We start from the raw sequence: 21,199 nt of genomic DNA, 5'->3' as shown, positions 1-21,199 counted from the left end.
CGCTCATGCCGGCCACGACGACGGCCGGCCCGTGCCGTTGTGAAGTGTTCGGCAATAGGCGGTCCTACGAAAACTTCGCGCTCACGACGCCCAGAGGCGGCTGTCCGACGATTCGCATGCGCGATGCGACGTCCTCAAGTTCCGCCAAGCTTGTCTGCCATATTTCTGCAACGATGACGACGCCTTCGACGGCCTTCGTGACGATTTCGGTGTCCGATCCAGAGGGAAGATGCACGAAAATATTTTCGTATGACCCGCTCAGGCTTTTGATGAGTTCGCTCAGTTTCGCGACACGCTGGAGGGTCCAGAACCCGGGCGCCTCTGTCTTGTCGGCCAGAAGCAAGGAGAGGGCAGGCTCGATGTCGTATTGCACGATAGCCGCTTCCGGTTCGGCTCGGCCTTCGATCACATCCTTCAGATCGAACTGGAGATCGCCGACTAGCGAGGCCGCAAGATTTGTACGACCAGGCTCGGTCTCGATCAGTAACGTCTTCTTGCCGGCGCGCGCATTGAGAAGCGCAACGTTGCTGCAAACGGCGGCGTCATCGATTGCCTTGGAAATTCCGAAGACGCCTATGGCTACCGCACCCCTCGCTTTGGCTGCATCGTTGATGGCAGCCGCGGTCTTGACGAGTTGTCGGGCGTCTGGCGATTGCGGATGGCTTACGACGATTAGGGCGTTTCGCTTTCGTCGCTGCTGCCGGCCGAGATGCTTTCCAACGAAGGGTAGCCGCGAACGCCATCGCGTATCGTCGATTTCACCAAGAAGGGGCGCTCCGATATGCCTCATAAGCTGGTTGGAGGACCGCACACGCTCGTTCAGAACAGACATGGCCAGCGCCGCTCCGGCGCCTAGAATGCCGCCAAAGATGAGAGAGCCGAGAAGAGTCAGCGTGCCTTTTGGGCTGCTTTTGCGTTTTGGCGGCTGGGCTCGAGTGATGAGACGAGCGGACGTCGAAGGGTAGGACTGGCGCTGAACGGTGTCCGTGTAGGCGCGAAGGTAGCTCTCATAGATCTTCTGATAGGTAAGCGCGCGGGAGTCGAGCTCTTCGAGCGTCGGAGCCTCCTGAGGCGTCGTCACCGGCTGATTATCCTTCGGCACCGGTTTGGGAGCGCTGTCTCCCGTGGCGGGGCTTGCCGGAGCTGTCGGTTTGGGCAGAAAATCTAGTCCGAGATTGCTGTCGCTGGATGTGGGACGGTCAGCCAAGCGGTAATCGCGGCGAGCCTTGAATTCCTGCACGTCGATAGCGGCTTCATTCATCAGTCGGCGGATTTCTTCGATGCGCGCCTCGAGCCAAAGGCTGTTGCGCCGAGCCGCGCTTGCGCGCCCGTCGATCTTGTCCTGGACGTAAGCATCTCCAAGTGTATTGACGATCTCTGCAGCCTTTTTCGGATCCGGATCTCTGTAGGAAAGCTCCAGAACATAGGAAAGTCCGACACGCTTGACGCCCAGATTGGATTGGATGGTGAGCTCGATCTGGCGCAGCTTTTCCGCTTCTTGAGCCGGCGTTGGCGGCGGGGGAGCGCCAAACAGAAGCCGTGACAGCCAGCCCCGCTCGCTGGTGCTGGCCGGAGGGGGCGGAGGAGTTTTGTCGGCTGCGTCTGCTTTCGCATCACCTTTGAGCAGTGTTTTCGCGACGCGCCCGACAATCTGTTCCGAATTGAGAACGGCAATCTCGCTTTCGATCTGCGGTGTATCAAGAGAAACCACCGCCTCCGGCGTCATAATGGTTGGTCCGGAAGCCTGATTGGTCTCGATCAAAAGCTGAGCCGTCGCCATGTATGTTGGCGTGGCCGTCAAGACATAAAGCAGACCTAATATTGCGCACGCGATTGAAGCGCTTGCGATGAAAGGCCAGAAATGCTTGAAAAATGAGATGACGTCAGCGATCGAGAGAAGCTCGCCATGTCGAATGCCGTCGTCATCCTGATGAATGTCCGCATTTTGAACGCTGCGCAAATTATCGAAACGCACCAGAGCGACTCCTGACCCAATCCGTATGTTCGAGCCAATATGACATGACGGTTAGTGTGTATCTTATGAAAATTTGCGCAATACCTGATGTCAGACGGTGACGCAGACTTTGACCATTTATTCGCTGTACGGAATAAAGATATCTTAAATTTTTAAGCGACGGCCTTATGGTGATCCGGGACGCAAATTTTCTGCTACGTTAAGTTTAGATTTCGAGGTCTTTTTTAAATCTTCAGGAGATAGATATTCGGCCACGACGGCCTAACCCGTCGAAAGGTCAGTTAATGAAGTATTGCCAAATTGGGAACAGGAAATGCCGATCGACGGATCTGTGCGGTTGGGGGTGGACGTTAAAATTTATCACCCCGATCAGGTCAATCTTTACGGATGCACAATCGGCAATGGCACGAGAATTGGATCGTTCGTCGAGATTCAGAAAAATGCCGTTGTTGGGGACCGGTGCAAAATTTCGTCCCACAGTTTCATTTGTGAGGGTGTCGAAATCGAAGACGAGGTGTTCATAGGCCATGGCGTGATGTTTACCAATGACCTCTATCCCCGAGCGGCAAACCCCGACGGGAGTCCGCAAAGTGAGGCGGATTGGACGGTCATTAAGACACTCGTCAGGAAAGGAGCAAGTATCGGTAGCAACGCAACGATCCTTCCCGGCGTGACAATCGGATATGGCGCGCTTGTTGGCGCCGGTGCCGTGGTTGCGAAGGACGTGCCGGACCATACGATCGTGGCAGGGCCTGCCGCGACCATCGTTCGGAAATGTGATTGAGAGTTTTTCGCTTTCTGCTTCGGCAGGAGCGGGGGTGTCTTGTTAGCGGGTGGCGTGAGTACGATGATTGGTATCGGCGTAATCGGGTATGGCTATTGGGGGCCAAACCTCGTTCGAAATTTTGCGGAGCTTTCGCGGGCTAAGCTCGTTGGCGTTTCAGACCTTGACAGCAAGCGACTTGCCTTAGTCGCCGCGCGTTTTCCAGGTGTTCACACTACAACTGATTATCATGAGCTGCTTCGCGACCCGAAGATTGACGCGATTATTATCGCTACTCCGGTCTCAACGCACTTTCCCATTGCAATGGCGGCTTTGAAGGCTGGAAAGCATGTCTGGCTCGCCAAGCCGATGACGGAAACGTCGATGCAGGCCGCGCAACTTGTCGAGGTCGCTGCAAAGCGCAATCTCGTTTTGCTGGTCGATCACACATTCGTCTATACCGGCTCGATCCGGAAGGTCGGCGAGATCGTGCGCTCGGCCGATATGGGACAGTTGTTCTATTATGACTCGATCCGGGTCAACCTCGGCCTCTTCCAGCGCGACGTGAACGTCATTTCTGATTTGGCCGCGCACGACTTCGCAATTCTCGACTATCTGCTCGACGAAAAGCCCATTGCGGTGACGGCGGCGGGTTCGAACCATTTTCCCGGCTCGCCAGAAAATCTCGCGTACGTCACGCTATTCTATAACTCCGGCATGATCGCCCACGCCAATGTCAGCTGGCTTGCCCCCGTGAAGGTCCGTCAGATTCTGATCGGCGGAAGCAGCAAAATGATCACTTACAACGATCTCGAGCCGAGTGAGAAAGTCAAAATTTACGACAAGGGCGTCAGCTTCACGGACGATCCAGGACAGATCCAGGAAATGCGCGTCGGCTACCGCATGGGCGACATGTGGGCACCCAAACTGGACAGTAAGGAAGCTTTGAGCGTCGAGGGCGAACATTTCCTCGATTGTATCGAAAAGCAGCAAAAACCTATTTCAGACGGCCAATCCGGAGAGCGTGTCGTTTCGCTCATCGAGGCGGCAACCAGTTCCATGCGCGGCCGTGGCGAAACCATTTACATTCATCGGTAGGCTTTGATGATCCCGTTCGTAGACCTCAAGACCCAATTTCATTCTATCAAGCCGGAGATCATGAGTGCGATCGAAGGCGTTCTCGAAAGCTGTCAGTTTACGCTCGGCAAAGAAGTCGCAACTCTCGAAAACGAGTTCGCGACTTACTCAGGCAACAGCATCGGCTGCGGCGTGAACAGTGGTACGAGTGCCCTTCATCTGGCGCTCCTGGCGGCAGGCGTTGGTCCTGGCGACGAAGTCATCACCGTGCCGTTCACATTCGTCGCAACCGTCTCGGCGATCCATTATGCCGGCGCGAAGACCGTGTTCGTTGATATCGATCCACTGACCTACACCATGGCGCCGGACGCGATCGAAGCTGCAATTACGCCGCGGACGAAAGCAATCATGCCGGTCCATCTCTACGGCCAGCCCGCCGATATGGATCCGATCAACGCGATCGCGAAGAAACATGGCCTCGTCGTTATCGAAGACGCCGCTCAAGCGCATGGCGCGGAATATAAAGGCCGCCGCGTAGGCAGCCTCGGCGATCTTGCGTGCTTCAGCTTCTACCCGGGCAAGAATCTCGGCGCGTACGGTGAAGCCGGCATGGTCGTCACGGGAAACGAGAATTATGCACGCACGGTCCGCATGTTGCGAGACTGGGGCGCGGAAAAAAAATATCAGCATGAGCTCAAGGGCTTCAACTATCGCATGGAAGGCGTCCAGGGTGCCGTTCTTCGTGTGAAGTTACGCTATCTCGAAGGTTGGACGGAGAACCGTCGCGCGGCCGCTGAGCGCTATCGAGATCTGCTTCAGGGCAGCCCCTATGCGCCGCCGCATGAGCGCAACGATGCACGTCACGTTTATCACGTTTACGCCATCAGGACGAAGTCGCGTGCGGCGCTGCAAAGCTGGATGGAGTCCAAAGGCGTGCAGACGGGCATTCATTACCCGACGCCCGTTCATTTGCTGCCCGCGTTCCGGGATCTCGGATACGAGGCAGGTCAATTCCCTTACGCCGAAGCGGCCGCTGCCGAGGTCCTTTCGCTTCCGATGTATCCGGAGCTGAAGCCTGAAGCGCAGAAAGCCGTCGTCGATGCTCTTCTTGCATTTCCAGGATAATAGCGCCGTAATAACTTTGGGGATGGATAGGACAAGGCCATGTTGATCGAAGGTTCAAGAATACTCGTAACGGGCGGTTGCGGTCTCGTCGGCTCGACGACAATTGATCTTCTTCTCCAGCATCACAAACCCGAGAAGATTATTATTCTCGACAACCTGGAACGCGGCACCATCGGCAATGTCGACGGTGCGTTACGTGACCCCCGCGTCGAACTCGTCAAAGGCGATATTCGCGATATTGCCACCGTCCAGCGAGTGACGGATGGCATGGACGCCGTCATCCACATGGCAACGCTGCGTATTACGGCCTGTGCCGAGCAGCCGCGCGCCGCGCTGGAGACGATGTGCGACGGCTCCTACAATGTTCTCGAAGCGGCCGTCGCAAAGGGCGTCAAGAAATTCGTCACTGCCTCGTCGGCTTCAATTTATGGTTTGGCCGATGTCTTTCCGACCAAGGAAGACCATCACCCGTACAACAACCGGACCTGGTACGGCGCGAGCAAGATCATGCTCGAAGGCTTGCTTCGGTCGTTCAACGATATGTATGGGCTGCCGTACGTCGCGCTGCGCTACTTCAACGTCTACGGTCCGCGCATGGACATCTACGGCAAATATACCGAGGTACTGATCCGCTGGATGGAACGCATCGAAGCCGGTCAACCACCGTTGATCTTTGGTGACGGTAAGCAGACGATGGACTTCGTCTATATCGACGACGTTGCCCGCAGCAATATCCTGGCGCTGCAGTCTGATAAGTCCGATAATGTCTACAATGTCGCCAGCGGCACCGAGACGTCGCTGAACGATCTTGCCTATGCGCTGCTCCGCGTTATGGGTTCGAACATGCAGCCGGAATATGGTCCCGAGCGCAAGGTGAACCCGGTATCCCGCCGCCTTGCCGACACGACAGCCGCCGAAAGAGATCTCGGCTTCACGGCCGAGGTCGATCTCGACGAAGGGCTGCGCCGCCTCGTGAACTGGTGGCAGATGAAACGTAAGAGCGCCGCATGATCCCGATCATGCGCCCGATCATGGATGAGCGCGAGGCGGACGCCGTCCGCCGCGTCATCCTGAGCGGATGGACGACACAAGGCCCAGAAGTTGCAGCCTTCGAAAAAGAGTTTGCGGCGTTCGTCGGCGCGCCGCACGCTTGTGCTGTGTCGAGTTGCACGACGGCACTTCATCTTGCGCTGCTCGCTCTTGGCGTAGGCGAGGGCGATGAAATCATCACCGTCAGTCACACCTTTGTCGCGACTGCCAACGCCGTCCGCTATTGCGGCGCGACGCCGGTCTTCGTCGATATTGAGGAAACTGGCTTCAACATCGATCCAGAACTGATCGAAGCCGCGATCACACCGAAGACGCGTGGGATCATCTGCGTGCATCAGATCGGAATGCCGTGCAATCTCGAAGCAATCGCCGCCGTTGCCTCCGCTCACGGTTTGCCTGTCATCGAGGATGCAGCCTGCGGCATCGGCAGCGAGATCAATTGGAAGGGCAATTGGGAGCGGATCGGCAGACCGCACGGCGACATTGCCTGTTTTTCGTTTCATCCGCGCAAGATCATGAACACCGGCGACGGCGGCATGATCACCACCGCCAATCCGGAATGGGATGCGAAATTTCGCCTGCTGCGCCAGCACGGCATGAGCGTACCCGATACGGTGCGGCACGGCTCCGCTCAGGTCATTTTCGAAAGCTATCCGACCGTCGGATACAACTATCGCATGACCGACATTCAAGCCGCGATCGGCCGCGAGCAGTTGAAGCGCGTGCCTGAAGTTGTCGCCGCTCGCCGCGCGCTTGCAGACCGCTACACGGCACTATTTAGCGACAATTCCGGGATTAACGCACCGGTTGAACCGGCATATGCGCGCAGCAACTGGCAGAGCTATTGTGTCCGCCTGCCTGATGGACTCGATCAGAAAGCGGTAATGCAATCGATGCTCGACGCGGGAATTTCAACTCGTCGCGGCATCATGTGCATTCATCGCGAAGCCTCTTACTCCGGCGCCGCGAACACGGTTCTGCCGCGCTCGGAAGCCGCCCAAGATCAATGCATCATTCTGCCATTGTACCCGCAAATGACGCATGCAGAGCAAGATCAAGTCATCACAACCTTGAAGCAATCCTGCACCGTAAACGTATGAGTTTTCTATCGACTGATACCATTGTTCCATCCGGCGCGCCGCCGAAAGGCGGACGGTCGCCAGGCTATGACTTGCGGCCTAGCCGTGGGCTGTTCGATCTGGAACTCGGTGATGTCTGGCGCGCGCGCGAGCTTCTGTTCGTCTTGATGATGCGCGACGTGCAGGTGCTTTATCGCCAAGCCATACTCGGCGTCGCTTGGGCGATTATTCAGCCGGTCTTCGCCGTCATAATTTTCACGATCATCTTCGGCCACTTCGCCAGAATTGCTTCCGATGGCCTGCCGTATTCAGTCTTCGCATTCGCAGGCGTTTTGATCTGGACGTATTTTTCGGAGTCCGTTCGCCGCAGCGCAACTGCGCTCGTCACCGATGCCGAACTCGTGCGCAAAATCTACTTTCCGCGTCTTATCATTCCGCTCGGAAGCGTCATTGCACCCTTGATCGAATTCTCGATTGGCTTTGTCATTCTGCTTCTGCTGATGTTCTGGCACGGGCTTTATCCGTCTTGGCATATACTCGCCATTCCACCGCTTCTGCTGGTGGCCGGCGCTCTGGCGCTGTCAATGGGACTTTGGCTTGGCCCGCTTAACGTGCGCTTTCGCGACATCAAGCACACGCTGCCGTTCATGCTGCAGATCTGGATGTATGCGTCGCCCATCGTCTATCCGCCGAGCATCGTGCCGCCAGAATGGCGTTGGGCCTATTCGCTCAATCCGATGGTCGGCGTTATCGACGGTTTTCGCTGGGCCGTCTTCGGTCAGGGCCAGTTGAACCTCGATACTTTGGGCATCAGCGTGGTGATAATCGCCGCCCTTCTGGTCAGCGGCTTGGTCTTCTTCAAACGCCAGGAGCGCGTCTTCGCGGACGTCATATGACGACGAATGATATTGCCATTCGCGCGTGCGGCCTCGGTAAACGCTACCGGCGGGGACAGCGCAACAAAAGTAACTCGTTCCGCGAAGTCCTCGTGGATGGCGCAAAGTCGTTGTTCGCACCACGTGCGAAAGCGGATGACGATAGGCCTTCGCCCGACTTCTGGGCGCTTCGCAACGCGACGTTCGACATAGAACGCGGTGAAAACGTCGGCATCATCGGGCTGAACGGCGCCGGCAAGAGCACACTTTTAAAGATTCTATCGCGCATTACCACGCCGACCGAGGGTACGGGTCGCGTCGAAGGGCGCCTCGGTGCACTTCTCGAAGTCGGCACCGGCTTCCATCAGGAACTGACCGGCCGCGAGAATGTTTTTCTTTACGGCTCGATCCTCGGCATGTCGCGCGAAGAAATCGCCCGCAAGTTCGACGCCATCGTCGCCTTTTCCGAGATCGCTGATTTCATCGACACGCCGGTTAAGCGTTATTCGAGCGGCATGTACGTCCGTCTCGCGTTTTCGGTCGCTGCCCACCTTGATCCGGACATTCTTCTTCTCGACGAGGTTCTGGCCGTCGGTGATTTTACGTTCCAGCGCAAATGCATCGACTTTGCACACGAGCTTGAAAGGAAGGGCGCGACCATCCTGTTCGTGTCGCACAACATGTTCTCGATCAAGTCGATGTGCCAGCGCGTTATCTATCTGCGGCACGGCGAGGTCGTGTTCGACGGGCCAACCGACGATGGATTGAAACTTTATGAGGCCGATTGCCGTCTCGCCGTTGCGCCCTGGTTCCACCCGGATCCGGATGCGCCCGCCATCGACATCACCGATATCGAGCTCATTGGTGAAGGCGGCGAGCGCAAGCAGATGTTCGATTTCGGCGAGCGCATGACGATCCGAGTACATTACGACGCCAAGGATCCAATCAAAGATCCAGACATACGCATCGGCATCAACCGCTCGGACGAAGTTCATTGCTGCACGTTCAGCAGTGTCGCTGACGATGTCGGCTTGAGCGTACTCTCAGGCCCCGGTGAAATAGAGCTGACGACGCCGCCGATCAAGCTCGTCTCCGATCTATACACGCTGACGATTGCGGTTCGTGAAAAGAAATTCGGCCGCATGGTCGTGGCCCGACTTGGTGAAACTTTTCACGTTCGCCATCCGGTCTTTGCTTCGAACGCTTTCGGGGTATTCAACGAGCCGGCGGAATGGAATGTGGCAGCGGCGCTCCACACCCAAAGCAGCACCGAAAAAGTGCCGCGGACCTTTGCAGAGAATATTGCGCGGTGAAGATGTTTGGACCGCGGCATAATTATTTTGGACGATTGGCGATCGCAGAGCCAAAACTTGGGGTGAGGCCTGAGATGAACATGCAAAAAATTAGCGCAACAGCACCTGTCGAATTCATCCCGCCGCGGGAAGAAAATCCGATTTTGGCGAGTTTCTCCGAGTACGACGCTCACGTGCGGTTCGCGGAGAAGCTCTATGGCGAAGGCCGTTTCGCGGCTGCAGCGCTAGAGTCCGCCGTAGCTGCGTCCGTCGCGGCACATCGCCATTGCGGTATATTTGCGAGCCCGCGCATTGAAGGTGTTCTCACATCTATCGGCCGCTCCATTGGAGACGGAAAGAAAGATGCAGAAATCGCCCCTCGGCCCAATCGCATCAAGTCGGTTCTGCACGTCGCCACGCAGCTCGCCCCGGTCGGCGGCTTAACGAGAATGATCAGCCGATGGGTGAACGCCGACAAGAGCCGAACGAACTCGCTCGTGCTCACGCAGCATCGCGGACCGATCCCCGACCATACCAATGAAGCTTTTCACAGCAGCGGCGGCCAGATCTTTAAGCTGAATCATTCGCCCGGCGGGAAGCTTGAATGGGCGTTGGCATTACGGAACCTCGCGCGAAAATTTGACGCTGTCGTTCTGCATTTTCATTGCGAAGACGTCGTCCCCATCATCGCGTTCGCAAATCCCGAGACCATGCCGCCGGTCATCCTTCTCAATCACGCCGATCACATTTTTTGGCTGGGCCCAAGCATTAGCCAGGTCGTCGTCAGTCTTCGCGAGGCGGCGGCCGATATCGCAATCGGGCGGCGCGGCGTCGAGCCCCGTCGCAGTATTGTCATGCCGACGATTGTTGATCCGACCGTGCGAGAGAAATCGCGCCAGGACGCGAAAAAAATTCTTGGTATCGACAGCGACTGCGTGCTCATTTTGTCCGTAGCACGAGGCGTGAAATATCGAACGATCGGCGGCGTAACGTTCGCCGACAGGCATGCAAAAGTTCTCGCCGAGAATCCGAAGGCCAAACTCCTGGTTATCGGCGTGGGAAATCCCGACGATTGGGAGCCGGTGAAGCAGGTGTATCCCGGCCGCCTCGAAACACTGCCGGAGATCGAACTGCCGCGGGCCTACTTCGAGGCCGCGGATGTCTACGTGGATTCGTATCCGTTTGTATCTTCGACGTCGATGATGGAGGCGGCAGGTTACGGTCTGCCACTGCTAACGATCTTCGATGCACCGAAAGAAGCCCGCATATTCGCGATCAATCACGTTGGCCTCGATGGCACCGCGGTCGTCGCTACGACGCAATCGGACTACGAGGAAAAGTTGACGCGATTGATTCAAGACGAGCCTTATCGCCGAAAGGTCGCTGAGGCATCGCACGATGCTGTCGAAAGCCAACATACGCCGCCGGGTTGGCTCGCCTTCCTGGAAGCTGTCTATCAACGTGCGATTGATTTGCCTCTGCCTGATCCACAGACTTTTATACGTCGCGATGATCTTGAAACGCCTCAGCTCGGGGAACCTGATCGCCGGCATCACGATATCGTCGGTTCGACTTTCAGTACGGCAAACATCACGAAAGGCTTCATGGGGATGTTGCCGCTCAGAGAGCGATACACATTATGGCGGAGGCTACAGCGGCAGGGACATTATGGTTCAAACCTGTCGTTAAAGTCGTTCATTCCGCTCGTTGCACCGGAGTGGATGAAGAGGTGCGTCCTGGATCGATGATCGAAAGGGCGCTTTGCCTCGTATGTCCCATTTGATCGCTATGCTGCGAAATCTGCTCGCGTCGATGTTATCGCTTTTCAGCATTGACCGATCGCGAACCGAACGTGGATGCCAGTACGGCAGTCCGTAGTTCAGGCGAGCGGACAAAACGCGATAATGCAACGTGAGGCAGCGTTAGGAACGCGCCGAAAAGAGCATGGCGCGCACCCGCATGCTCTCCAGAGTTTGATCGTTGCACCGCATGAGTGCAGAAATAGTCGAAATATTGCCAGGCGGCGCCGGCATAGGCGCGATAGATCGTACTTGGCCGCAATCTTTGGAATGGCGCTCGCCGTGAAAGAAACGCATGGCGGCGAAAAATACGCTTCGTAAATTTTTGCCTTGTGCGCTGAAGTTGATCGAATGAACCAGGATCGCGCTGCCGGAACAGCACGCATGGGATTTCGACAAAACCGATCCTGGCATTTCGCGCGATCCGTAATTGCCAATCCCAATCGGAGTCGCCAATCAGCGTCTCGTCCATGAGGCCATATTTATCTATGGCGTTCCCGCGAAAGACACTTCCGCCGACTTGAGGAAAATACCCGCTCAGCATCAGATCGAAGACGTCGCCGTCAAGAGGCAACGACGCGGGCCACGGTTCACCCAACGGTTGTCTCCCGGTGTTCGTGCTGACGATCTGACCAAAGACGGCCTCATAATCGGGATGGGCATCGAGAAACGCGATATGCGAACGGATGTGCTCGGATGTCCAAAGATCGTCGTCGTCGAGGAAGGCAATAAAATCGCCTGTCGCGCGCCGCATCGCAAGGTTGCGCGCGGCGGCACAACCATTCTTGTCCGTTCTCGCATAGACGCCACCGAATTCAGCGACGACGTTTGGTGTTTCGGGGGTCGTGCCGTTATCCCCGACGAGAATCTCGAACGTCAGGTCCGATCCTTCGAGCGCACGGATGCTGGCCATTGCTTCGCGCAAGAGTGCAGGGCGATCGCGTGTGCCGATGATAACCGAAACCCGCCTGGGCGTTGTTGGCGTCATATCCATTCCTCCCAGCGGTCGAACACGCCGGCAAGCGAGGCACTGAAAATGCGCGAGTCGTCGAAATGGGTGACGAATGTGCGCGGTACGGTAGAAGCGGGCCGCGTCTCCTCCGCCTGCGCGTAAATGATCTCATATCCGGCTTCTCGCGCGGCGGTGGCCGCAGCGGCGGTCCAATTCATTGATTGACCGAGTGGAATGGCAAATGTCGTTGGCGCGACCCCCAATCTGTCTTTGATAATCTTTCGCGATCCAGACAGCTCGTCAGTCAGAAAGCGCTCGCTGATCTTGCCAAAGTCGGGGTGGGTACGAGAATGGCTGCCGATCTCGACGCCGAGGGTCATCAAGTGTTCGAGATCTTTCCAGGATACGATCCGCTCTTGGTGATAGGCATTCGCGTGGTCCGTCCAATCCGTAACCACGAACAGCGTCCACGGAATTTCGTATTCTGCAAGAATGCGGGCAGCGTGTGTCGCCACGCTCCGGCGACCATCGTCGAACGTAATCGCGAGGTCGCGTTCGCTTCCGAGGCCTCGCGCTATTCGCGACGGCTCGACGAACGTATAACCCTTCTTGAGCGCCAGCTCGATCTGCGCCCGGAATTGCCGCTCGCTGACGTCATTGACGCCCATTTCCGGTTCGTCGATGGAGTGATAGCAAAGAATGCGGCCATGAGGCTTGAAGCGTTTCTGGCCGAACGTGGCGAGGAAATTCCGTTCCCCCCACATCCGCGCTGCCGCCACGTGTTTGCGTTCAATGCCCGCCGCTTTAGCCAGTGATTTAACCTGTTGCCGCATTCGTTCGGACCCCGTTAGCCCAGCTAGCGACTTCTATTCATTGTCCAGCCCGGTGCAAAGACTATGCCCATCGTAAGCTGGCAGACGATCATTAACGCGGCGTGGCGGTCGATGAAGAAAGACTGTCCCTATAGTACGGGAATTGCAACGCAGTCACGCCATGAACTTGGTGTATTAATTTGGGCTTCGGGTCCGATGTCCCACTAACCCAATCGGAGATCATGTTGTCCCAACGGATCAGGGGCTTTGACGGCCTGCGCGCGATCGCATTCTTGCTCGTTTTTGTCAGCCACAAAGTTATTATGCCGGTGACAGATCGCATCGGATCGCTGGCGGTTTGGATTTTTTTTGTTCTGAGCGGCTTTCTGATCACCCGCATTTTGGCGGGGCAAAGATCGAAGATCGAAACGGGACGAACGTCCCGTAAAGAGGCACTGCTGGGCTTCTATCTGACTCGGGCTTTTCGGATTTTTCCGCCCTACTACGCATTGCTGGCGGCGCTGGCCATCCTGGCCGCGAGCGGCCATTACGATCTTGGAGACGCCGGGCGGCAATGGGCTAATCTGCTTTTCTATTCGAATATTTATATCGAGCGTCACGGTTGGCGGGACGATCTCGGCCACTTTTGGAGCCTGGCCGTCGAGCAACAATACTATCTCGTCTTCGCACCGCTCGTACTGTTCCTGCCGCGCGCCGTCGTATCCAGATTATGCGTTGCCCTGCTAATCGTCAGCATTGCGGCAACTGTCTTGTTCATCGCTGATCGCCGTCCGCCCATTACCTTCGACGTCAATTCGCTCGTAAATATCGGACTGTTTGGCTTTGGCGGCCTGGCCGGACTTTTTGCCGACCGGCCTTTGCCGCGATGGCTGTTGAACGATTGGGCGATCGTGATCGTGTTCGCACTCGTCCTGTCGCCGCCAATTCTACTATCCAATCCCGAATTTGCTGAACTTAGCCGTCCGGCCGTCGGCATCTTGGCGGCCTGCCTTCTCGTTCAGATTACGCAATGTCAGGATGGTCTCGCGGTCAGAGCCTTGGATCTGGCGCCAATCCGCTGGGTGGGCGTGATCAGCTACGGCGCCTACCTCTTCCACCCAGTGATCCATTCCAACGCGTTTCTTGAATTTTTTGGCCTGCCAATTCCGCTGCTGCATCGGTGGATCGTGGTGCTCGATTTCTTGCTCACCATTCTCTTCGCGTCGGCATCCTGGCTATTACTGGAACAACCCTTGATCAGACTTCGCCAGAGGCTGACAACGCGGCGGCTCGATGGCGCGCGCGCCTTCCAAAAAGGCTGAGCGACGGTTTAGCCACCCCTAGCCATTTGCCGTAACGGCAGACCGGCGCGCATCTCACCACTTACATCTTTTGGTTCGGTTGGCTTTCACAGGGCAATATTTGACAATTGGAATGAGCGGAAGAGACCTAGTTCATTAAATTATAAGTGCGTTTTTGCGGGGTATATGTTCCAGATGTCTGTCGTTTCGCCGCGCGATTTTTCGGTAATTTCGCGTTCGGATGGCGGCGGCTCAGAGGCTAGGCTGCTGCCTGCAACTTTAGCTCGCACCGACGAGCGCGGACGCGTGGAGGTCGAAGGCGAAGCGTCTGTGACCCGCGCGCGGCGTCGCCTCTGGGCGCTCTACAGCATCAACGCCAGTCCTGAGCGGGCACCGCCGCCTGTCGGCGGCCGATTCAAGCGTGTGTTCGACGCGTTCGTAGCATTCACGGCTTTGATCCTGCTTGCCCCATTACTGCTCGCCCTCGCCGGCGCCATCAAGCTGACGACTGGCGGCGACGTGATTTACCGCCACCGAAGGGTCGGCTTTGGCGGCAAGTATTTTTCATGTCTCAAGTTCCGCACGATGGTGCTAAACGGCGACGCGGTTCTCCGTCGCCACCTCGAGACAAATCCTGCAGCAGCCGACGAATGGCGGCGGACGCGCAAGTTGGCCGATGATCCGCGGATTACGGCACTCGGATATGTGCTCCGTAAAACAAGCCTTGATGAGCTGCCCCAGCTAATTAACGTTCTTCGCGGGGAAATGAGTTGGGTCGGCCCTCGGCCGATCGTTGCCGAGGAACTGCATTTCTACGGCGACAATGCCGTCGAATATTTCAAGGCTCGCCCCGGCATTACCGGCTTGTGGCAAATCAGTGGTCGCAGCCTCGCAACCTACGATGAGCGCGTAAATTACGATCTTCGATATGTGCGGGATTGGTCGTTTGCAAAGGATCTCGTAATCCTGATCCGTACCATCCCAGCGGTTTTGAATACAGGGCAGGCGGCCTAGCTAGCGGCTCTCGATGGCGCAGCGCCATGTTTGGCAACTAGAGGTAGCGTCCAAAAAAGGGGAAGAGGGGGGAAATCATTTATTCCAGAAATGGGGCAGTGATCCGGATTCTGAGCAGTTTTTATTCAAATTACATTCATACCCACATCTGATGACCTATAATGAAACAAATCATAAAGCGTAAGTTGTAGAACTTTTGCGTGCGTGGTCTGATAATCAGCCATCGGAGATGGCAGTGTGCGCTATTTATATGGTAAACGAGCGCGTGTAAGACCTTGGTAGAAGAAACAAGAATGCTGTAAAATAAAACTTATTTACTCATGCAATTTCAGTAGCTTGGACGTCATGCATTCACGATGACAACAAAAAGCCGGCATATAAATGGCTTAGATCTGCGACTATGGCACCAATAATGCAATCCGAATTTATTAACGAGGTGCTGCGTTTTCGGTCCAATTGTAACTAAAATTGGTATAAAAGAGAGTGGGCCATACTACGTCATACACCTCATCGTGGCGGTAGGTTTGGAGTTTTTGTATCGTGCGTACGTCCTTCCGTGAGACCGGGCCCGTCGTTCCTTTGGCGATGGGCAAAACACCTTCAAATAACAACAAAGCGCCTTTGGAGAATGCGCGGTCTGAAACCGCGCAATTGAAGCAGCCCGGCATTTCGGTGCTAATTGTAATTGAGCCGCGCTCTTTCGTGCGCAACTGCATTGTTTCAAGCCTTTCCAATGCAACCGAAATAAAGGGCATCGGTGTCGGCAGTGTCGCGGAATATTTCGACAAGCTCTCCGATGTCAGGCCCGCAGTCATCATCGTATGCGCGATGGACGCCAGCAGCTCCGACATTTCGAGCCAACTCGAACAGCTGAAGAATGCTGGCGTTAACGTTCCGGTCATCGTTATGGCCGACGCGAATAATGTCGACCTCATTCTTACTGCGCTCAACGGCGAGGCTAACGGCTTCATTCCCGCGGATATTTCGCTTGAAATAGCGGCGCACGCTCTGCGGCTCGTTATGGCCGGCGGCAAGTATTTCCCAGTGAACGGCCTACTCGCGGCCCGGAAATCGTCCGCGGCGTCCGCGCCTCGTGAGGCGCAGCCCAAGACCACGCTTTTCACGCGGCGCCAGATTGCGGTCATCGACGCGCTTCGCAAGGGTAAGGCGAACAAGATTATCGCCTACGAACTGAACATGTGTGAAAGCACGGTGAAGGTTCACGTCCGTAACATCATGAAAAAACTTAACGCAAAAAATAGAACTGAGGCTGCTTATTTGGCGGGTGAGATGCTCTGCGCTGACAGCCGATAGTCAACCGGGCATTCGCAACTTCCGCATCTATGCGGCGAGTGATTTCTCCTCGGACGGAGAAGCCGATCGGCTTTAAGACATAAGTAATGCTTAGAGTTTCACCCGCGCCGACCGTCTCGGTTCTGATCGCCAATTACAATTGCGCTCAATTCCTCGGCGGCGCGATTCATTCGGCATTGCGTCAGACGTTGAAGCGCCTCGAAGTCATCGTCGTCGACGACGCGTCGACAGACGGAAGCCGAGAAATCGCGCGGGATTTTGCCGCTCGCGATCATCGCGTCAGATTGATCGAACTGCCTACCAACGCTGGCCCGTCCGCTGCGCGCAATGCGGGGCTTGCTGCGGCTGAGGGAACCTGGGTCGCCATTCTTGATAGCGACGATTTCATGCACCCGGAGCGGCTGCAAAGGCTCGTCGAGGAAGCCCAGGCCGGAGCGGATATCTGCGCCGATGACCTGCTCGTATTCGGCGAGGGCCGCCGTCCTGGCGGGCACCTTTCAAAAGCTCAGCGACAGATGGCCTATATCTCGCTCGCCGATTTTTTGAATTCGAACCTCATCTACGGGACCGTTCCGGCGACAGGCTACCTCAAACCACTTTTGAATTTGGCGTTCTTACGCAAGCACGCCCTGACATACGATACGGCGCTGAAGATTGGCGAAGATGCCGATCTTATCGCGCGGGCCCTTGCTGCGGGCGCCAAATACCGGCTGATCGACAGTCTTGGCTATTTCTACCGCAAGCATCCGAATTCGATTTCTCACCGTTTGTCACGCGATGACCTTCAGCAGATGCTCAACGGCGACATGCGCCTGAAGGCGTCGCTCTCGGCTTGTTCTGTTGAAGTCGCCGAAGCGTTCGCTCGCCGCCAAGCATCCATCGAACGCGCGTCGAACTTCGATCGTCTCGTTACGGCGATCAAATCTCGATCCTGGTCGCAAGCCCTACAGATTGCGATCCATCATCCCAACACGACCTCGGCTCTGGGGATGCCGTTGGCTGCGCGTCTCCAACGTCTGCGCCGAATTCAAGGTTCGAAAGACCAGTCGGAGTCGACCAAAAAGGCTTGTTTGATTTCAAGACAACGCATCATCGGGCCGACAAACGGCAGCTCCGCGTACATCCTGGGAATTTGCCGGGCGTTGCGAGACGATGGCTATGACGTAACGCTCGTATCGCCGAACGCCGGTACCATCGGGCGCTTGCCAGTGTTGCGTCTTCGTCCAGAAATGTCAGTCTTCAATCAAATCTTTCTGCGCGGCGCCTGGAAGTTCGGAAATTTCTGCGTCAGCAAAGACCCGCGCATCGCACTTGCTGCATTGAAGGCCAAGATTGCACGCGTCCTACGGCGCTTCGGCGTGGAACGTCTCTCTTATTGGGATACGCCGGCGCCCTATGTCATTGGCGCGCCTTGGCAACGTGACGAACTTCTGTACGTGGCTCGGCACGCTTCGAAAAGTGAACTGGTCATCGCCGATTATGCGTTCACCACACCAGCAATCCCGTTCGCGCTCAGCGAGCCGGCGCGCAGCTTGGTCGTCATGCACGACCTTCTTTCCGTGAGGGAAAGTCGCTTCAAGGACGCCAAGCTGCCTGACTCGGTCAAGACTTTGGACGAAGCCAGCGAGATGCAGCTTCTTGGTCAGGCCGATGCGATCATCGCCATCCAGGATATCGAGGCGAAACACGTCAAGGCGCGCCTTCCGGATCATACGGTACTCCTGGCTCCCGTCGTGTGCGCATCAGTCGATGCGCCTCAACCAGGCGCAGGCAAAAGCGTGCTGTTCATAGGCAGCAATACGGCTCCGAATGTTATCGGCCTCAGATGGTTTCTGGAGTTTTGCTGGCCGCGGATATATGCCGAAAATCCCGACGCTGAATTGGTTGTCGCGGGCGGTGTCGGTTCGCAATTTCCCGAAGGTGCGCCCCGAGCCAAGTTCTGCGGCATCGTCGATGACCTTGCTCCTATCTATCGCGAAGCCAGCGTTATTATTTCGCCGCTGACGGTAGGCTCCGGACTGAAAGTCAAAGTCGTTGAGGCATTGGCCCAGGGCAAGGCCATCGTAGCGACTACGGTGTCCGTCGAGGGGATGGGGGACGACATCGCGTCGGCGCTTAATGTCTGCGATGACGCTGTCACTTTCGGCAATGCAGTCAGCGCGCTCTTATCGGACAATGAATTACGCCGTCGGAGCGCTGATGCCGCCTACACCTACTTCAAGCAACATTATTCTCGCGAGGCTTGCGTCCGTGAGTTGCTCGCCTACGTCGACGGGCGGTCGGACGTATCGGCGTCGACAGTTTGCAGTCTTGCTCCCTACGCTCGTCGAGGCACGTCGATCGCGGTCGATTGTGTGCGCTGAGCGATAACTCCGAAGCCGGACAAAGAGATGCCAACAAGCTGCTGCATCGGACAGGACGAGGAGATCGAGCTTTCGTTTGATGAAAGCAGAGCAAGGCGTGCGCGCGAGAACATCAGCATCGCGTTTTTTGGACATGACTCGAACGAGAGCACCATCCGAAAGCGCGTTTGCGCATTGCAAAGAAATGGTGCCGACGTTACCGGTTTCATGTTCGATCGTCGCCGTGAAATGGCATTGCCTGCCCCAGATTGGAATAACATCAATCTTGGGGTGACCGAGGACGGGCATCACGGTCGTCGTTTGTTCAGCTTGATGCAAGCGATTGTAATTCTATGGTGTCACCGTGCGGTCATTCGGCAAGCCGACATTCTTTATGCACGCAACATCGACATGCTTGCGCTAGCTTGGTTGGGTCGCCTTTTGGCGCGCTCCCATGCACCGATTGTCTACGAAGCGCTCGATGTTTATCCGGCCTTTACGGGCCGCGGCGTCAAGGCAGCCATCCTGCGCCTCCTAGAGCGCCAGCTGTTGGCTTGCAGCCGACTGCTGGTTGTGAGTTCTCCCTATTTTGTCGACCGTTATTTCTCGCCGGTTCAGAGATACACGGGAGAGTGGTTTCTTCTCGAAAACAAGCTCGGGTCAGAGCATGAGACGGTTCGTCCTCTGGATCACATCCGCAATCAAAGCGACGAGCGTGCTTGGACGATAGGTTGGTTCGGTGTTCTTCGCTGCAATCGCAGTCTAGAGATTCTCCGCGCGATCGCGTCTCGGCTCGGGAATCGGATCGCCGTCCATATCAGGGGCGTTCCGTCGGAACCCGACGGGATTACCCGTGAACTGCTAGAATCTGTCGCGGCTGAAACACCGAATATATCCTATTTCGGAACATATCAAAATCCGCGCGATCTCCAGGAAATCTATTCCGCAGTCGATTTCGCCTGGGCTATCGACTTCAGCGCCTGCGGTGCCAACTCCGATTGGCTGATACCGAACCGGCTTTACGAGGGCGGGCTATACGGCGTGCCTGCGTTGGCACGGGCAGGTACGGCCACAGGCGATATTGTGGAGCGCGACGATCGCGGCTGGACGTTTCGCGAGCCAATGGAGGAAACTGTCTCCGATTTTCTCATTCATCTCGATGCCTCCGGCTACAACGAAAAAGCAAACGCGTTGCGTCAAACCGAGCGCGCTGTGTTTGTAGACGTGTCCGACACATCTCGGCTCTTGTCGCGGCTGAGAAACCTTTGTCACCTGGCGGAATCCCGCCAGCTTCCGGAACATCAGCCGTGATAAGAATCCCAGCAAACGCCACCGAGACGAATAACGGGCGCGAAACCAATGTGGTTAAGCGCATCGACACGATCGATTCTCTGCGCGGTTTGGCGATCTTGCTCGTCATCTGCTTCCACTATCTTGTTCGCTGGGCGCCTCCGTTCTTTCCCGACAACCTCTATCAGTATTCACAGGCCTATTCGCCGCTATGGGAACTCGGCCGCTTCGGCGTTGAATTCTTCTTCGTCATCTCAGGTACGGTCATCGCGCTAACGGTTGAGAGCTCGAGTAATGCAGTTGACTTCCTCTTCAGGCGGTTTTCGAGGATATACCCGGCGCTTATCTGCTCGATCTTCGTGACATTTTTTATCGTCAACGTTTTTGGCCCCGAACCCTTCCATCGCGGCGTCGTCGACATCATTTCAAGTATGCTGATGCTTCCCGCCGTTCTGCCGTCGAAGTGGAACTTTCAGTATGTCGATGGTGTGTATTGGAGCTTGGCCGTCGAATTTAAGTTTTATGCGGTGGTCGCTTTTTTTCTGATCCTCTTGGGCCGGCGGTTCTGGGCCGGGATCATTCTGTTCGGCATTCTGGGCGAAATTTGCTTTCACATCGCCCCTAACCTCGCTGATAAAATATTCATTCACCAATATATGAGCTTCTTTCTCTTCGGCGTCGCGATCGCCCAATGGCACTTCTCCCGAAACGTTCTCGCGGCCAGTCTTTGTCTGATGAGCGCGGTAATTCTTTACGTCCTTAATCTCGACTACGTCAGCTTGCTCGATCAGCCGTCCGTTGTGGCGGCGCTCTTCGTCGCGACCGGGGTCGTTTTGATGGGTGTTCTGATTTGTCTGAACGTTCCGCTCAGTTGGCGGCCGCTGCTGCTTGTTGGTCAGGCATCATATTCGCTGTATTTACTGCATGAAAACATCGGCATAACGATCATCTCAAATCTGAAGCGATTAGGCTTCGGCGACATGACCGCTATCGCGATTGCCTTCACGTCGATGCTTGCGCTGGCAGTTGCGATGTTTAACTTGCTCGAAAAGCCAGCTCAGCGCGCCTTGCGGCAGATGTGGAAAGCATTTCCCGTCTTTGGCGCAGCCAGATCCAGTTCGGCAGCTTGAGGACGGCTG

General features: G+C 56.2%; 17 protein-coding genes. 14 read left to right on the top strand and 3 right to left on the bottom strand.

What is annotated here, in order from left to right:
* Positions 1 to 64 precede the first annotated feature (64 nt).
* Positions 65 to 1,975 (bottom strand): exopolysaccharide transport family protein, encoded by a 1,911-nt coding sequence (locus tag ACLB1Z_RS14895; protein ID WP_409560542.1) that lies wholly within the window; start codon positions 1,973 to 1,975, stop codon positions 65 to 67.
* A gap of 313 nt (positions 1,976 to 2,288) precedes the next feature.
* Between ACLB1Z_RS14895 and ACLB1Z_RS14890 the strand changes: the two genes are divergently transcribed.
* The 8 genes from ACLB1Z_RS14890 (at position 2,289) to ACLB1Z_RS14855 (ending at position 10,984) form a co-directional block, all read left to right on the top strand.
* Positions 2,289 to 2,759: an acyltransferase gene (locus tag ACLB1Z_RS14890; protein WP_409560541.1), complete on the top strand. Its 471-nt coding sequence runs from the start codon at positions 2,289 to 2,291 to the stop codon at positions 2,757 to 2,759.
* 63 nt (positions 2,760 to 2,822) lie between these two features.
* The gene (locus tag ACLB1Z_RS14885; RefSeq protein ID WP_409563280.1) at positions 2,823 to 3,836 is read left to right on the top strand and encodes a Gfo/Idh/MocA family protein; all 1,014 of its coding nucleotides are present in this window, start codon (positions 2,823 to 2,825) and stop codon (positions 3,834 to 3,836) included.
* Between the two features lie 6 nt (positions 3,837 to 3,842).
* The gene (locus ACLB1Z_RS14880) at positions 3,843 to 4,940 is read left to right on the top strand and encodes a DegT/DnrJ/EryC1/StrS family aminotransferase (RefSeq protein WP_409560540.1); all 1,098 of its coding nucleotides are present in this window, start codon (positions 3,843 to 3,845) and stop codon (positions 4,938 to 4,940) included.
* Between the two features lie 45 nt (positions 4,941 to 4,985).
* Entirely contained in the window at positions 4,986 to 5,951 is a 966-nt protein-coding gene (locus ACLB1Z_RS14875; RefSeq protein WP_409563279.1) for an NAD-dependent epimerase/dehydratase family protein, read from the top strand.
* Positions 5,948 to 7,090: a DegT/DnrJ/EryC1/StrS family aminotransferase gene (locus ACLB1Z_RS14870; protein WP_409560539.1), complete on the top strand. Its 1,143-nt coding sequence runs from the start codon at positions 5,948 to 5,950 to the stop codon at positions 7,088 to 7,090. The genes ACLB1Z_RS14875 and ACLB1Z_RS14870 overlap by 4 nt, the downstream gene beginning before the upstream one ends.
* The gene (locus ACLB1Z_RS14865) at positions 7,087 to 7,965 is read left to right on the top strand and encodes an ABC transporter permease (RefSeq protein WP_409560538.1); all 879 of its coding nucleotides are present in this window, start codon (positions 7,087 to 7,089) and stop codon (positions 7,963 to 7,965) included. The genes ACLB1Z_RS14870 and ACLB1Z_RS14865 overlap by 4 nt, the downstream gene beginning before the upstream one ends.
* On the top strand, positions 7,962 to 9,257 hold the full coding sequence (locus ACLB1Z_RS14860) for an ABC transporter ATP-binding protein (RefSeq protein WP_409560537.1): 1,296 nt from the start codon (positions 7,962 to 7,964) through the stop codon (positions 9,255 to 9,257). The genes ACLB1Z_RS14865 and ACLB1Z_RS14860 overlap by 4 nt, the downstream gene beginning before the upstream one ends.
* An 80-nt stretch (positions 9,258 to 9,337) precedes the next feature.
* Positions 9,338 to 10,984, top strand: a complete 1,647-nt coding sequence (locus tag ACLB1Z_RS14855) for a glycosyl transferase family 1 (protein WP_409560536.1) — start codon at positions 9,338 to 9,340, stop codon at positions 10,982 to 10,984.
* Between the two features lie 67 nt (positions 10,985 to 11,051).
* On the opposite strand, the gene ACLB1Z_RS14850 is transcribed toward ACLB1Z_RS14855, so the two are convergent.
* Both ACLB1Z_RS14850 and ACLB1Z_RS14845 read right to left on the bottom strand, forming a co-directional pair.
* A complete protein-coding gene (locus ACLB1Z_RS14850) occupies positions 11,052 to 12,023 on the bottom strand; it encodes a glycosyltransferase family 2 protein (protein WP_409560535.1) in 972 nt (323 codons plus the stop codon).
* Positions 12,020 to 12,820: a polysaccharide deacetylase family protein gene (locus ACLB1Z_RS14845; RefSeq protein ID WP_409560534.1), complete on the bottom strand. Its 801-nt coding sequence runs from the start codon at positions 12,818 to 12,820 to the stop codon at positions 12,020 to 12,022. Before ACLB1Z_RS14845 ends, ACLB1Z_RS14850 begins: the two co-directional genes overlap by 4 nt.
* Positions 12,821 to 13,041: 221 nt before the next feature.
* Here ACLB1Z_RS14845 and ACLB1Z_RS14840 point away from each other — a divergent pair, with 221 nt between their 5' ends.
* The 6 genes from ACLB1Z_RS14840 to ACLB1Z_RS14815 all read left to right on the top strand — a co-directional run bounded on the left by ACLB1Z_RS14840 (position 13,042) and on the right by ACLB1Z_RS14815 (position 21,190).
* Positions 13,042 to 14,121: an acyltransferase family protein gene (locus ACLB1Z_RS14840; protein WP_409560533.1), complete on the top strand. Its 1,080-nt coding sequence runs from the start codon at positions 13,042 to 13,044 to the stop codon at positions 14,119 to 14,121.
* 174 nt (positions 14,122 to 14,295) lie between these two features.
* On the top strand, positions 14,296 to 15,114 hold the full coding sequence (locus ACLB1Z_RS14835) for a sugar transferase (RefSeq protein WP_409560532.1): 819 nt from the start codon (positions 14,296 to 14,298) through the stop codon (positions 15,112 to 15,114).
* A 540-nt stretch (positions 15,115 to 15,654) separates the two neighbouring features.
* Positions 15,655 to 16,428 (top strand): LuxR C-terminal-related transcriptional regulator, encoded by a 774-nt coding sequence (locus ACLB1Z_RS14830; RefSeq protein ID WP_409560531.1) that lies wholly within the window; start codon positions 15,655 to 15,657, stop codon positions 16,426 to 16,428.
* An 86-nt stretch (positions 16,429 to 16,514) separates the two neighbouring features.
* Positions 16,515 to 18,791 carry a glycosyltransferase gene (locus ACLB1Z_RS14825; protein ID WP_409560530.1) on the top strand — a complete coding sequence of 759 codons (2,277 nt, stop codon included), beginning with the start codon at positions 16,515 to 16,517 and terminating at the stop codon, positions 18,789 to 18,791.
* A gap of 312 nt (positions 18,792 to 19,103) precedes the next feature.
* A complete protein-coding gene (locus ACLB1Z_RS14820; protein WP_409560529.1) occupies positions 19,104 to 20,081 on the top strand; it encodes a glucosyl transferase in 978 nt (325 codons plus the stop codon).
* The gene (locus ACLB1Z_RS14815; RefSeq protein ID WP_409560528.1) at positions 20,078 to 21,190 is read left to right on the top strand and encodes an acyltransferase family protein; all 1,113 of its coding nucleotides are present in this window, start codon (positions 20,078 to 20,080) and stop codon (positions 21,188 to 21,190) included. The genes ACLB1Z_RS14820 and ACLB1Z_RS14815 overlap by 4 nt, the downstream gene beginning before the upstream one ends.
* Positions 21,191 to 21,199 lie beyond the last annotated feature (9 nt).

The organism is Hyphomicrobium sp. MC8b (assembly GCF_905067615.1).
GTDB lineage: Bacteria > Pseudomonadota > Alphaproteobacteria > Rhizobiales > Hyphomicrobiaceae > Hyphomicrobium_B.
Note: the sequence above shows the minus strand (reverse complement) of the source record. Positions and strands in the feature narration are given on the sequence as shown.